The following is a 13547-nucleotide window of genomic DNA, read 5'->3' as shown; positions in this document are numbered from 1 at the left end:
AGGCGATGATGGCAAGTGAGCTCCTGGTAGGGCAGGGACGTAAGCACTCACTGGCCTACCAGGAGTTCGCCGGTATCCGGCCCGTCACACGCCGATGCTCACCGAGTTTTCAGATGCACACTCAGAGCCGAGGCGCGGGCGGCTTCGGCGGCGAGTTCCTGTTGCCGGACCAGTGCGGCCGCCTGGCCGGCCACCGCGACGAGAACGCGGCGGTCACGGGCGTGGAGTCGAGGCCCGCGGAGAAGCAGCGTGTAGGAGCTTGCTTCCACATCGCAGACGGTGTCGGCAGTTTCGGGTGTCGTCGGGGGCGCCGATCCTGTGGTTCCCAGGACGAGTGGCCGCTCGCCGTCGGTGCGGATCAGGCTCACCCCGTGCTGTGCGTATGTCTCCTGGACCTTCCCGAGCAGTTGCCGTACATCCGCGCCGCGCAGCACCGCCCCGGCGAACATCGCGAGCAGTTCCGCTTCCCGTGAGGCCAGCCGGGCCTCCCGGCTGCGTGCGGCCGCGGCATCGACGAGTGCGGCGACCGCGACTGCGATCACGAGCAGCACCACAGTGGTGACGAAATTGTCGGGTTGCGCGATCGTGAAGCTGTGAAGTGGTTCGGTGAAGAAGAAGTTGAGCAGCAGACCGGACAGCAGTGCTGCCACGATCGCCGGGCCGATACCGCCGAACAACGCCACGGCCAGGACCACGACGAAGAACAGGGCGTTCTGACCCGCGACGCCGGTGAGCCGGTCGACTCCGGCGAGCAGTCCGGTGGCGCCGAGCGGAATGAGGAACGCGGCGATCCACGACTGCATCCGCCGGTCGCGCCGGCCTCCCAGCGCCACTCGAGGTGGAGCGGCGGTGTGTTCATGGGTGACCATGTGCACGTCCACTTTTCCGGATTCGCGAACCACCGCGGCACCGATCCCTTCGTCGACGATGCGCGCCCATCGTGAGCGCCGCGACGTGCCGATCACGAGCTGCGTGGCGTTCACTTCCCGAGCGAAATCCAGTAGCGCGCCCGGCACGTCGTCTCCGACGACACTGTGCATGCTCGCGCCCAGACTTGTCACCAGCGCCCGCACCGCCCCCATGCGCGGTGCCGCTACCCCCGCCAGCCCGTCACCGCGCACCACGTGCACGACCAGCAGTTCGGCGCTGGCCTTGGCCGCGATCCGGCTGGCTCGTCGCACCAAGGTCTCCGATTCCGGTCCCCCGGTCACCGCGACCACCACTCGCTCCCTGGTCTCCCATATCGCGGTGATCGCGTGCTCACCACGATATTTGGCCAGCGCGACATCGACCTGGTCGGCGAGCCACAGCAGTGCGATCTCCCGCAGCGCTGTCAGGTTGCCTTCCCGGAAGTAGTTCCGCAGCGCGGCGTCGACCTTCTCCGAGGCGTAGACGTTGCCGTGCGCGAGCCGTCGCTGCAATGCCTGCGGCGTGATGTCGACCAACTCGACCTGTTCGGCGCGGCGCACCACCTCGTCCGGGATCGTCTCCCGCTGCACGACCCCGGTGATCTGCTCGACCACATCGTTGAGCGAGGCGAGATGCTGGATGTTGACCGTCGAGAGCACATCGATCCCGGCTTCGAGAAGCTCGTCGACGTCCTGCCATCGCTTCTCGTTCCGGCTGCCCGGCACGTTGGCGTGTGCGAGTTCGTCGACCAGCGCGACTCCCGGGCGCCGAGTCAGCACGGCATCGAGATCCAGCTCCTCGAACATCGTGCCCCGATACTCGGTCTGCCGCGGCGGAACGAGTTCGAGGCCGTCGAGGCGTTCCGCCGTCCGTGTGCGCCCGTGCGTGTCCACGATCGCGACGACGACGTCGGCTCCGCGGGCGATGCGCCGGTGGGCTTCACCCAGCATCGCGTAGGTCTTGCCCGCACCGGGGGCGGCACCGAGGTAGATGCGCAGCTTCCCGCGCCGTCGCGTCGAACCGGTGGCGCCCATCTGTCTCCTCACGAACCGGTCGGTGCGGCTGCCTCGCCCGGGCAGCCAGGTGCCGTCAAGCCTAGTGCCACATTCAGTTCGGGCACATTCACGCGCTCGGCACCGAGGAACCCGAGCTGCCGTCCCTCGGTGTGTTCGGCGACCAGTTCCCGAACCCGGTCCTCCCCCAGACCGGCTTCGCGCGCTACCCGCGGCACCTGCAGTGCGGCGTAGGCGGGGGAGATGTGCGGATCGATTCCGGAACCGGAGCCGGTGACCGCGTCGACCGGAACCCGGTCTGCGGTGACCTGTTCCCGTGCCGCGATCGCGGCACGGCGTGCGTCGACGAAGCCCGCGAGCACCTCGCTGCTCGGCCCCTGATTGGACGGCAGCGCAGCCGTCGGGTCACCCGGCGCGAAAGGGTCGCCGTCGGATGTGGATCCCACGACGCGCGCATGGAAGAAGGGATCGGGCTGTCCCGGTGCGACCCGAGGGTCGACGCCGACCAATCGGCTACCGACGACGCATCCGTGCGCGTCGGTCAGCACCGAACCTTCTGCGCTCGCGACACCGATCCGGCTCACGGCCCAGACCGCCGCCGGGTAGACACCGCCGACGACGACGGTGAGCGCGATCAACACGAGGAACCCCACGCGCGTCTGCCGGAAGAAAGTTGTGGAATACATTGTGTTCTACCCCATTCCCGGGACGAGTCGGACGACGAGGTCGATCAGCCAGATGCCGACGAAGGGTGTGACGACTCCGCCGAGCCCGTACACGAGCAGGTTGCGTCCGAGCAACGACGACGCACTCGCCGGCCGGTAGCGGACGCCCTCGAGCGCCAACGGGATCAACGCCACGATCACGATCGCATTGAAGATCACCGCGGATAGGATCGCGGACTGCGGCGTCGCCAGGCCCATGATGTTCAGTCCCGCCAGCTGAGGGTAGATCCCGCTGAAGAGCGCGGGCAGGATCGCGAAGTACTTGGCCAGGTCGTTCGCGAGCGAGAAGGTGGTCAGGGCACCGCGGGTGATCAGCAATTGCTTGCCGATCTCGACGATTTCGATCAGTTTCGTCGGGTCGGAATCGAGGTCGACCATGTTCCCGGCCTCCTTCGCAGCCGAGGTTCCGGTGTTCATCGCGACCCCGACGTCCGCCTGCGCGAGCGCGGGGGCGTCGTTGGTGCCGTCGCCGGTCATCGCGACGAGTCGCCCGCCCTGTTGTTCGGTGCGGATCAGCGCCAGTTTGTCCTCCGGGGTCGCTTCCGCCAGAAAGTCGTCCACTCCGGCCTCGTCGGCGATGGCCTTCGCCGTCAACGGATTGTCGCCGGTGATCATCACCGTGCGGATACCCATCGCACGCAGTTGCGCGAAGCGTTCCGCCATACCGGGTTTGACGATATCGGAAAGTTCCACGACACCCAGTACGGTGGCGGATCCGCCCGCCTCGCGCGCCACGACGAGAGGGGTTCCGCCCCGCTGGGCGATGTCGGTGACGAGCTCGGCGACGGCCGCGGGCATCTCCCCGTCGTGGTCGTGTATCCACCGTGCGACCGCGTCGGCAGCACCCTTGCGGATGCGGATCGGTGTGCCGCAGGCAGGGTCGGTGGCGTCGAGCCCGCTCATCCGGGTCTGCGCGGTGAATGGGACGAATTCGGAGGAACTTTCGGCGGTCGAGGGGTTCGGGTCCAGGTGATAGGGCCCCGCGCACAGGGCGACGATACTGCGTCCCTCCGGGGTGCCGTCCGCGAGACTGGACAGTCGTGACGCGGCGGCGAGGTCGGCTTCGGCGACGCCGGGTGCCGGGTGCAGGGCGGTGGCTCGGCGGTTGCCGAAGGTGATGGTGCCGGTCTTGTCCAGCAGCAGTGTGTCGATGTCACCTGCCGCTTCGACGGCGCGCCCGGACATTGCCAGCACGTTGCGCTGAACGAGCCGGTCCATGCCGGCGATGCCGATCGCCGAGAGCAGCGCTCCGATCGTCGTCGGGATCAGGCACACCAGCAGTGCGATCAGTTCCACCGGACCCAGTTCGGCACCTGCATAGGCGGTCATCGGCCCGATCGCGACGACCGCGAGAACGAAGATGATCGTCAGCGCGGCGAGCAGGATGTTCAGGGCGATCTCGTTGGGCGTCTTGCGTCGCGCCGCACCTTCGACGAGCGCGATCATCCGGTCGACGAACGTGTGGCCGGGCGGGGCGGTGATCCGTACGACGATGCGATCGGAGAGCACCGTGGTACCGCCGGTGACCGCGCACCGGTCACCGCCCGATTCGCGGATCACCGGTGCGGATTCGCCGGTGATGGCGGATTCGTCGACGGTCGCGATTCCGTCGGTCACATCGCCGTCGCCGGGAATCACCTGCCCTGCCTCGACCACCACAAGATCTCCGACCTGCAGTTCCGTGGCAGGCACCGACATCTCGGACCCGGAGTCGGTGATTCGACGGGCAACGGTGTCCTGCTTGGCTTTCCGCAGACTGGCGGCCTGGGCCTTACCGCGACCTTCGGCGACGGATTCGGCGAGGTTGGCGAACAGCACGGTGAACCACAGCCACACCGTGACGGACCAGGCGAACACGGTGGGTTCGAGGAGCGCGGCGACGGTGGCGATCACCGAACCGACGAGCACGACGAACATCACCGGGTTTCGGGCAACATGTCGCGGATCGAGTTTGCGGAACGCGCCGGGCACGGCATCCGCGAGCTGGCGTGTGCTGAACACACCACCGGCCACACGCTGCCGGGACGATGTGGTCTCCGTGTCCGGACGAAGGTCGAGGGTCACCGAAGTTTCTCCGTGATCTGCGCCGCGACGCGGCGGAACGATGGGTGGTGTCGGTCGGCGGTCACTGCAGTGCCTCCGCGATCGGTCCCAGCGCCAGCGCGGGGAAGAAGGTCAGCGCCGCGACGAGGACGGTCGTGCCGGTCAGCAGGCCCGCGAACGCGACCCCGGTGGTGGGCAGGGTTCCGGCTCCGGCCGGGGTGCGACGCTGGGCGGCGAGGGAGCCGGCCAGCGCCAGGACGAACACGATCGGCAGGAACCGCCCGAGCAGCATGCACATGCCGAGGGACGATTGGAACCAGTCGCTGGTGACGGTGAGTCCGCCGAAGGCGCTGCCGTTGTTGTTCGCCGCGGAGGCGAATGCGTACAGCACCTCGGAGAAGCCATGAATGGCGCCGGGGGTGCCGGGATCGCCGGAGTTGCCCAGATAGCCGGTAGTCGACGAGAGGATCACGGTGATCGCGGTGCCGGTCAGCACGAGCGCCGGCATCACGAGCACGCTGAGCGCTGCGAGTGTGATCTCGCGCCTGCCGAGCTTCTTGCCCAGGAACTCCGGTGTGCGACCGACGAGGAGACCGCCGACGAAGACCGCGATCATCGCGAGCACGAGCATGCCGTACAGGCCGGTGCCCACGCCGCCGGGTGCGATCTCGCCGAACAGCATGTTCAGCAGTACGGCACCGCCTCCGAGCGGTGACATGCTGTCGTGCGCGGAGTTCACGGCGCCGGTGCTCGTCCCCGTGGTCGCGACGGCGAACAGCGCCGAACCGGGGATGCCGAACCGGACCTCCTTGCCTTCCATCATCGCGCCTGCGGCGTTCGCCGCCACGCCCCGAGTCCGGGACTCGGCGGCCAGTGTCACGGCGAGCACGGCGCCGAACAGCACGGCCATCACGGCGAGAACGGTCAGGCCCTGCTTGCGGTTGCCGATCATGGTGCCGAACGTGCGGGTCGATGCGACGGGAATGAGCAGGATCGCGAGAATCTCCACGATGTTGCTGACCGGGGTGGGGTTCTCGAACGGGTGCGCCGAGTTCGCCGCCAGGATCCCACCGCCGTTGGTGCCGAGTTCCTTGATCGCCTCCTGCGAGGCGACCGGCGCGAGCGCTGTGGAAAGCGTCTGCCCGTCGAGTCCAGTTGCGGTGAAACCGCTACGGAAGGACTGGATCACCCCCTGGCTCAGCAGGATCAGTGCGATCACGAAGGCGAGCGGAAGGAGGATTCGCAAGGTACCGCGCACGAGATCCACCCAGAAGTTCCCGATCTCACCGCCACGGCCCGCCCGCACCAGTCCTCGGATCAGGGCGACGGCAACCGCCATCCCGACCGCGGCGGACACGAAGTTCTGCACCGCGAGCCCGGTGGACTGGGTGAGGTGGCTCATCGTGGTCTCGGGGACGTACGACTGCCAGTTGGTGTTCGCGACGAACGAGATCGCGGTATTGAATGCGACGGCCGGGCTGACCCCGTCGAGTCCGTTGCCGAGGGGGAGGACACCCTGGACGCGTTGGAACAGATACAGGAACAACGCGCTCGCCAGGGAGAAGCCGAGGACGCTCGCGGCGTATCCGAACCAGGTCTGCTCGGATCGGGGGTCGATCCGGCACAGCCGGTAGATCAGCGACTCGACCCGCAGGTCTTTCCACCGCATGCCGGAATCGGTGGTGTACACCCGGGCCATGTAGTCACCGAGTGGAACGTATGCCAAGGCGAGGACGCCGACCACGAGGGCGATCTGCAGCCCCGCGGCAACAGCAGGATTCATCTGATCTTCAGAACCTCTCCGGATCGAGCAGCGCCACCAGCAGGTATACGACCAGCGCGACCGCGATCACCACGAGTCCGACGCTCGCGGTCCCGGCCCACGTCACCGCTGCTCACCTCTGGAATGCAGCATGCGTCCGGTCAACATGCACATGCCGAACCCGGCAAGAATCAGCACCACGTACGCGGTGTCGGCCATCTCTTTTTCCTTGCTGTAGAGGAAAATCCAGCGTCGGACGACGCCGCACCACACGGTTGCACCGTTCTGTCCGGTCCGCCCGAATCCATGCGAAATCCTGACGCCCGCGGCCGAAGTCCATACGAATTCTTTGCGCGCACGTCGGCAGGCGGCGGTCGGTGACCGGGATCATGCAGCGTTCTGGACGGACCCGGTTCCGCTCAGCTGCTCGAGGCGTGTGTCGCAACGAAGACGAGAAAGACGACGAACAGCGCCGCGGTGCCGAGGACGAAACCTGCGATCGCTTCGCGGTGGTTCGACGCCAGACCTCGTTCGGCGCGGGTGAAGCCGACCCATCCGCACGTCACCGCCACGACCCCGGTGGGAATCGTGACGAGATCCCCGACGATCGGAACGAATGCGAACACGACCGCAACGATGCCGGTCACGAGGGCAACGCTGCCGACACCGTTGCGCATCGACTGTGGTGGACGCTTCGGTGACACCACAGGCTCCCCCGGTTCGGACGGATATCGCTACCCGTTCATGATGCCGCGCCGCGGCCGACAACGCCGCACGAGTGCCGAGTCAGTCGAAGATCGCGTGCGTGATCATGTTCCGAACCCGTCCGCGTAGGCGCCCGATGGCACCGTGGTCGGCCAGGGCCGCAGCGGCGGCGTGTGCACCACACATGCCGTGCACACCGCCGCCGGGGTGCGCCGCCGCCCCGGCGAGATAGACGCCGTCGACCGGGGTGCGCGGTCCTCCGAGGCCGGGAATCGGCCGGAACACCAGTTGCTGGTGCATTTGGGTGGTACCGCCGCCCACCGCTCCACCGACCAGGTTGGCGTCCGCATGTTCGAGATCTCCCGGCAACTGCACCTGCCGATGCACAACATTGGCCAGTGCGCCGGGCGCGTGGGCTTCGAGCGCCTCGTCCATCCGTTGTGCGAGGACGGTCGCGGTCTCGTCATCGGATATTCCGCGCGGCAGATGTGTATAGGCCCAGGCACTCTCGGTTCCCGAGGGTGATCTGGTCCCGTCCGCCGTGGTCATCTGCCCGACGACCACGAATGGTGAGCGTGGTGTTCGCCCCGTCCCGAGGTCCGCACCCCAGTGGACGAGTCCGTCTGCGTCGGCGCCGAGATGGACGGTCCCCGCCTCCCGAAGGCTCGGGGAACGCCACGGAATACGCTGGGACATAGCATAATTTACTTTCACCACCGAGGTATCCCAGTCGAACCGCTGCAGGTCGCGCCGGACGCGCTGTGGTAGGGAGTCCTGAGGAAGCAACTGCCCGTACAACGAGGTCGCGGACACGTCGGCAAGTACCGCTCGCCGGGCCGTGATGAGGTCACCGTCCGCGGTGCGCACGGCCGTCGCCGGACCGTCGGGTTCGATGCTCTGTACCTCGCGGTGGCAACGTAATTCGGCTCCCGCGCTCGTCGCGCGTCGTACGAGTGCGGCGGTCAACTCTCCTGCCCCGCCGCGGGGAACGGGGAAGCCGACGTCCTGGGCGACCATCGTCAGCAGATAGCCCATCAGGCCGCTGCCCGCGGCGTCGACCGGAATATCGGCGTGTGCGGCATTGCCCTGCAGCAGGAGCCCGGCGCTCTCGCCGCCGAACAATTCGTGTGCCATCCGCCGCGCAGGCAACGTCAGCATCCGGGCGAACCGGAGTGCCTCGCCGGTGCCGAGGCGGCGCAGCGCGGTGAACGGGTCGCGAATCGGGGGAAACGGGCCGAGCATCATCCGCAGGAAGGGTGCCCGGATCGTGGACCACTGCTCGTGTAGGCGCAGCCACGCGTCCCCGTCGCCGGCGCATCGACGCTCGAGGTCGTGCGCAGTCTCCTGCGCCGTCGGCCGCAGGGTCACCGCGTCTTCGTCGTCGGGACCCCGGGGATGTCCGAAGGCCGCCGTGGATCGCGACCACGTGAGCCCGTGGGCGGGCAGATCCAGCTCGGCGAACACCGGGGATACGGCAGCCAGCGGGTAGAAGGCGCTGAACAGATCGGTACGGTAACCGGGGTGCAGTTCCGCGGTGCGGACCGCACCGCCGGGTTCGGGTTGGGCTTCGAGGACGAGTACGCCCCATCCCGCGTCCGCCAGCAGGGCCGCAGCCGTCAATCCGTTGGGTCCGGCCCCGATGACGACTGCATCGGCCCGTTCACCGCCCATGCTCACAGGTCACCTTCCGGTGCCGACGGGTGATCCGTCGTCACGCTGGGTGGGCCGCCCACCGGATCAGGTGGGCGGCCCCTCCGTTGCGAATCAGCTTGCGGCACCGACCAGATCGAGTGCAATATCGACGATCATGTCTTCCTGGCCGCCGACGAGTTGGCGGCGGCCGACCTCGAGCAGGATGGTGCGGACGTCGATGCCGTACCGCTCGGAGGCGGCCTCGGCGTGACGCAGGAAGCTCGAGTACACGCCGGCGTAGCCCAGGGTGAGGGTTTCGCGGTCGACCCGCACCGGCCGGTCCTGCAGCGGGCGGACGATGTCGTCGGCGGCGTCCTGCAGTGCGAACAGGTCGGCGCGGTGCTCCCAGCCGTTGATGTTCGCGACGGCGATGAACGGTTCGATCGGGCAGTTGCCCGCGCCCGCACCGTGTCCGGCGAGGGATGCGTCCACGCGGTACACGCCCTCCTCCACGGCGACCACCGAATTCGCAACCGACAGAGAAAGATTCTCGTGTGCGTGGATGCCGATTTCGGTGCCCTCGTCGAGCACGTCACGGTAGGCCCGGACCCGGTCGCGGACACCGTTCATGGTGAGGCGTCCACCCGAGTCGGTGACGTACACACAGTGTGCACCATACGATTCCATGAGCTTGGCCTGCTGGGCGAGCTGCGGTGCCTCGGCGAGATGGCTCATCATGAGGAAGCCGGAAACGTCCATGCCGAGTTCACGCGCGGTCGCGATGTGCTGCGCGGACACGTCGGCCTCGGTGCAGTGCGTCGCCACGCGAACCGACCGGACGCCGAGGTCGTAGGCGCGGCGCAGTTCGGCGATCGTGCCGACACCCGGCAGCAGCAGGGTCGTCAGCCGCGCATTCTTGATGTGCTCCGCGGCGGCTTCGATCCACTCCCAGTCGGTGTTGCTGCCCGGACCGTAGTTCACCGATCCGCCTGCGAGACCGTCACCGTGGGCGACCTCGATGGCGTCGACACCGGCCGCGTCGAGAGCGGAGACGATCCGTCCGACGTCCTCGGGGGAGATGCGGTGCCGGATGGCGTGCATGCCGTCGCGGAGCGTGACGTCCTGGATGAAGAGCTTGGTCATGCGGACACCTCGGAGGTCGGGCGGATGGCCATGCGCTCGGCCGCGCGCAACGCCGCCGAGGTCATGATGTCGAGATTGCCTGCGTACGCGGGCAGGTAGTGGGCAGCGCCCTCGACCTCGAGGAAAACCGAAACCTGATGTGTCACAGGGGCGTCACCGGCGAGGGTGTGTACCGGCCGGTCCTCGGGGACCGGGGTGATCTGCACCTGCTGCTTGAGCCGGTAGCCGGGAACATAGGTCGCGACCTTGGCGACCATGTCCTTGACGGAGGTGCGGATGCGCTCGTGCGTCTCCTCGGACGGATCGCCGATGAGGCAGAACACGGTGTCGCGCATGATCAGCGGTGGCTCGGCCGGGTTCAGGATGATGATGGCCTTGCCGCGTCCGGCGCCGCCGACCTTCTCGATCGCGTGGGACGTGGTCTCGGTGAACTCGTCGATGTTCGCGCGGGTTCCGGGGCCGGCCGACTTCGACGAGATCGACGCGACGATCTCGGCGTAGGGGACCGGGGTGACGGTCGAGACGGCGGACACGATCGGGATGGTGGCCTGACCGCCGCAGGTGACCATGTTGACGTTGTGTGCCGACAGGTGCTCGTCGAGGTTCACCGCGGGCACCACGAACGGGCCGATGGCCGCGGGGGTGAGGTCGACGAGGAGCTTGCCCAGTGGGGCGAGCTTCTCGGCGTTGGCGACGTGGGCTTTGGCGCTCGTGGCGTCGAAGACGATGCCGATCTCGTCGAAGTTGTCCATCGCGATGAGGCCGTCGACGCCCTCGTGAGTGGTGGGGACTCCGAGGCGCTTCGCACGGGCGAGGCCGTCCGATTCGGGGTCGATGCCGACCATCGCACCCATTTCGAGGGTGTCGCTCAGGCGGATCACCTTGATCATCAGGTCGGTGCCGATGTTGCCCGATCCGATGATGGCGACTTTGGTCTTGGATCCGGCGGGTGCCGGGTTGGTGTCGGTCACTGTTCCTCCTTCGAGAACGTCGCGGTTACCGAGCCGAGGCCGGTGATGTCGGCGCGGACGACGTCGCCTGCGGCAAGCGTCGCCATGGGGCCGAGCGCACCGGAGAGGACGACCTGTCCGGCGCGCAGGGGTTCGCCGAACTCGCGTGCGGTGCGCGCGAGCCAGGACAGGGCGTTGAGGGGGTCGCCGAGGCACGCCGCGCCGTTGCCGGTGGACACGGTGTCGCCGTTGATCGACATGGTCATCTCGGCGGCGATGGGCTCGAACTCGTCGAGGCCCACCTGTCGGGCACCGAGGACGTACACGCCGCTGGATGCGTTGTCGGCGACGGTGTCGGCGAATTTGATGTCCCAGTCCGCGACGCGGCTGTCGACGATTTCGAGGGCGGCTACCGCGTACGCGACTGCGCCGCGGACCTGCTCGATGTCGAGTGGACCGTCGGCGAGATCCGCGGAGAGGACGAAGGCGACTTCGGCTTCGGCCTTCGGCTGCAGCAGCCGCGAGATCGGGATGACGGTGTTCTCGTCGTAGACCATGTCGTCGAACAGCACGCCGAAGTCCGGGCGGTCGACGCCGAGCTGCGCCTGGACGGCGGGGGAGGTCAGGCCGATCTTGCGGCCGACGATCGTGGCGCCGGCGGCAAGCTTCGCCTCGGTGAGGTGCTTCTGCACTTCGTAGGCGACCGCGATGTCGGTCGCGCCGATGAGGTCACGGATGGGTGCGCAGGGCACCCCGCTGGTCGCGGCGGTCAGGAGCCGCTCCGCGGCCTCGCCGATCGCGGCGGTGTCGGTATCGATTCTCTGCGACATGTCTCTCAGCCTGATGGGTATCGCGCCCGGGGAACAGTGCCGCGTACCGGTGAGTGGAATGATGGCCCGAATGATGGTTGACACGTCAACTGGAGATACGTACCGTTTAGTTGAACTGTCAACTAAAGCGGTGTTCCGCGCCGCCTGCCCGAAGGGCTTGCCATGAACAATCCTGCTGTCCGCAACACCGGAATCCTTCTCGCCCGGATCGGACTCGGCGTCATCTTCCTCGCGCACGGCCTGCAGAAGGCCACCTCGTGGGGCTACTCGGGCACAAAAGCGGGATTCGAAGGCATGGGGGCACCGCTGCCCGCGGTATCGGCCTTCCTCGCGACGTGGCTCGAAATTCTCGGCGGAATCGCACTGATCGCGGGTGCCCTCACGCCGATCGTCGGCGGTCTGCTCTTCCTCGACATGCTCGGTGCACTGTTCATCGCACACATCGACAACGGCTTGTGGGTGTCCGACGGTGGATACGAATTCGTTCTCGCACTCGCCTCGGGAACACTGCTGCTCGCCGTCGTCGGCGCAGGGAAGTTCAGTGTCGATGCACTGCTCGGCCGGACGCTGCCTGCGTGGGCCACCGGCAACTCCGCATCTCGACCCGTTGCGGTGCACTGACGCCCGCCCCACCGTTGCCGGGTGGCTGGGTGACGGTGCCGGTCACGGCATCAGGGCTGCGGATCGTGGTGAATGTGCTCGACCGGCACGCCCGCCGCCCGCAACCGGAACACGGTGGCACGCACCATCGACGGCGACCCGCAGATTTGCACATCGTGTTCGATCCACGTGCCGTGATCCACCACGACCTTGCCGACGACGCCTTCGCGCACCGACATTCGTGGAGTGGCCGCACCGACATGCCAGTGGGGGTCCTCCGCGTTCTCGACAACCGGGACCACCGTGAGCCACGGCTCGGTCCGGGACAGCGCGTCGAGTGTCGCCAGGTCGTAGAGATCGTACGAGAAGCGGCCGGAGTAGAACACGTGCACGGGCGTGTTGTCGGGTCGTCGTGCCATCGACATCAATTGCGCCCGCATGGGTGCGATCCCGGTCCCGGACGCGATCATCAAGCGCGGTCGGCCCGCACGGTCACCCTCGTCGTGGGCGCCGAGCACGCCGAGCGGCGAACCGAGCACCCAGGTCTCACCGATCTGCGTGTGGCGGACGATCGATGGGCTGACCCAGCCACTGGACACACGCCGGACGTGGAACTCGACGATCCCCGAGCCGTTCGCAGGGGTCGCCGGAGACAGATACCGCCACATGCGTAGCCGCCCCGGCACCTGGACGCTGACGTACTGGCCCGGGAGATAGTGCATCGGCCGGTCGAGTTGCAATCGGATCACGGCGATGTCGTCGGTGATCAGGCGATGTTCGATCACGGTGCCGACCCACGCGGCGGGGCCTTCGTCGACATCGGCGGCATCGGCCATCGTGGTGGTGATCAGATCGAGTGTCGTGTCCCATGACTCGGCGAGTTCCCGGGTCCAGTCGTCGCCGTTCGCCAATTCGACGGCCAGCGCCATCGCCTCGGTGAGGCAGGCGAATCGGGACGGGTCGAAACCGTGCTTGCGGTGTTCGCGGCCGAGTTGGCGGACCAGCGGAAGCACCGTCTCCGGCCGGTCCAGCCCGCCGACGATATGTCCGAGTCCGTGCACGATCCGATCGCGCTGTCCGCCCATCGTCGCGGGAAAGAACTCGCGAGTCTCCGGATGGCGCGCAAAAAGTATGGAATAGAAGGCCTTCGACAGCTCGTGTGTCCGTTCCGGACTGTCGGTCAGCGAATCGAAGTTGGACCGGACCAACACGCTCTGTCTCGAATCCACTGTGCC

General features: G+C 67.5%; 11 protein-coding genes and 1 pseudogene. 1 reads left to right on the top strand and 11 read right to left on the bottom strand.

Annotated elements, in window-relative coordinates; genetic code table 11:
* Positions 1-119: 119 nt before the first annotated feature.
* The 10 genes and pseudogenes from WAX14_RS19910 to WAX14_RS19865 all read right to left on the bottom strand — a co-directional run.
* Positions 120-1943: pseudogene (locus WAX14_RS19910) on the bottom strand (DUF4118 domain-containing protein); the annotation flags it as partial.
* Between the two features lie 8 nt (positions 1944-1951).
* Positions 1952-2608 carry a potassium-transporting ATPase subunit C gene (locus tag WAX14_RS19905; protein WP_422629775.1) on the bottom strand — a complete coding sequence of 219 codons (657 nt, stop codon included), beginning with the start codon at positions 2606-2608 and terminating at the stop codon, positions 1952-1954.
* A gap of 6 nt (positions 2609-2614) precedes the next feature.
* Positions 2615-4711 (bottom strand): potassium-transporting ATPase subunit KdpB, encoded by a 2097-nt coding sequence (gene kdpB / locus WAX14_RS19900; protein ID WP_422629774.1) that lies wholly within the window; start codon positions 4709-4711, stop codon positions 2615-2617.
* A 61-nt stretch (positions 4712-4772) separates the two neighbouring features.
* Positions 4773-6473, bottom strand: a complete 1701-nt coding sequence (gene kdpA / locus WAX14_RS19895; protein ID WP_422629773.1) for a potassium-transporting ATPase subunit KdpA — start codon at positions 6471-6473, stop codon at positions 4773-4775.
* 7 nt (positions 6474-6480) lie between these two features.
* Positions 6481-6579, bottom strand: coding sequence for a K(+)-transporting ATPase subunit F (gene kdpF, locus WAX14_RS19890; protein WP_422629772.1), 99 nt, complete (start codon positions 6577-6579; stop codon positions 6481-6483).
* Between the two features lie 292 nt (positions 6580-6871).
* Positions 6872-7156, bottom strand: coding sequence for a hypothetical protein (locus WAX14_RS19885; protein WP_422629771.1), 285 nt, complete (start codon positions 7154-7156; stop codon positions 6872-6874).
* A gap of 82 nt (positions 7157-7238) precedes the next feature.
* A complete protein-coding gene (locus WAX14_RS19880; protein ID WP_422629770.1) occupies positions 7239-8828 on the bottom strand; it encodes a phytoene desaturase family protein in 1590 nt (529 codons plus the stop codon).
* 93 nt (positions 8829-8921) lie between these two features.
* On the bottom strand, positions 8922-9932 hold the full coding sequence (gene dmpG / locus WAX14_RS19875; protein ID WP_422629769.1) for a 4-hydroxy-2-oxovalerate aldolase: 1011 nt from the start codon (positions 9930-9932) through the stop codon (positions 8922-8924).
* Positions 9929-10903, bottom strand: a complete 975-nt coding sequence (locus WAX14_RS19870) for an acetaldehyde dehydrogenase (acetylating) (protein WP_422629768.1) — start codon at positions 10901-10903, stop codon at positions 9929-9931. The genes dmpG and WAX14_RS19870 overlap by 4 nt, the downstream gene beginning before the upstream one ends.
* Positions 10900-11712, bottom strand: coding sequence for a 2-keto-4-pentenoate hydratase (locus WAX14_RS19865; RefSeq protein ID WP_422629767.1), 813 nt, complete (start codon positions 11710-11712; stop codon positions 10900-10902). Before WAX14_RS19865 ends, WAX14_RS19870 begins: the two co-directional genes overlap by 4 nt.
* A gap of 162 nt (positions 11713-11874) precedes the next feature.
* On the opposite strand from WAX14_RS19865, the gene WAX14_RS19860 reads away from it, so the two are divergent.
* Complete coding sequence (locus WAX14_RS19860) at positions 11875-12333, top strand: DoxX family protein (RefSeq protein ID WP_422629766.1); 459 nt, start codon at positions 11875-11877, stop codon at positions 12331-12333.
* A 50-nt stretch (positions 12334-12383) separates the two neighbouring features.
* On the opposite strand, the gene WAX14_RS19855 is transcribed toward WAX14_RS19860, so the two are convergent.
* The gene (locus WAX14_RS19855; protein WP_422629765.1) at positions 12384-13541 is read right to left on the bottom strand and encodes an FAD-binding oxidoreductase; all 1158 of its coding nucleotides are present in this window, start codon (positions 13539-13541) and stop codon (positions 12384-12386) included.
* Between the last annotated feature and the right edge of the window lie 6 nt (positions 13542-13547).

Source organism: Rhodococcus sp. (in: high G+C Gram-positive bacteria), from assembly GCF_049299235.1.
In the GTDB taxonomy this organism is placed as follows: domain Bacteria; phylum Actinomycetota; class Actinomycetes; order Mycobacteriales; family Mycobacteriaceae; genus Rhodococcus.
The sequence above is the reverse complement of the archived record's forward strand: the minus strand, read 5'-3'. Positions and strand labels throughout refer to the sequence as shown.

Excerpts from the sequence above, each read along its gene's own strand:
- WAX14_RS19905 (WP_422629775.1), bottom strand. The coding sequence starts at position 2,608 with ATGTATTCCACAACTTTCTTCCGGCAGACGCGCGTGGGGTTCCTCGTG.
- kdpA (WP_422629773.1), bottom strand. The coding sequence starts at position 6,473 with ATGAATCCTGCTGTTGCCGCGGGGCTGCAGATCGCCCTCGTGGTCGGC.
- WAX14_RS19880 (WP_422629770.1), bottom strand. The coding sequence starts at position 8,828 with ATGGGCGGTGAACGGGCCGATGCAGTCGTCATCGGGGCCGGACCCAAC.
- dmpG (WP_422629769.1), bottom strand. The coding sequence starts at position 9,932 with ATGACCAAGCTCTTCATCCAGGACGTCACGCTCCGCGACGGCATGCAC.
- WAX14_RS19865 (WP_422629767.1), bottom strand. The coding sequence starts at position 11,712 with ATGTCGCAGAGAATCGATACCGACACCGCCGCGATCGGCGAGGCCGCG.
- WAX14_RS19860 (WP_422629766.1), top strand. The coding sequence starts at position 11,875 with ATGAACAATCCTGCTGTCCGCAACACCGGAATCCTTCTCGCCCGGATC.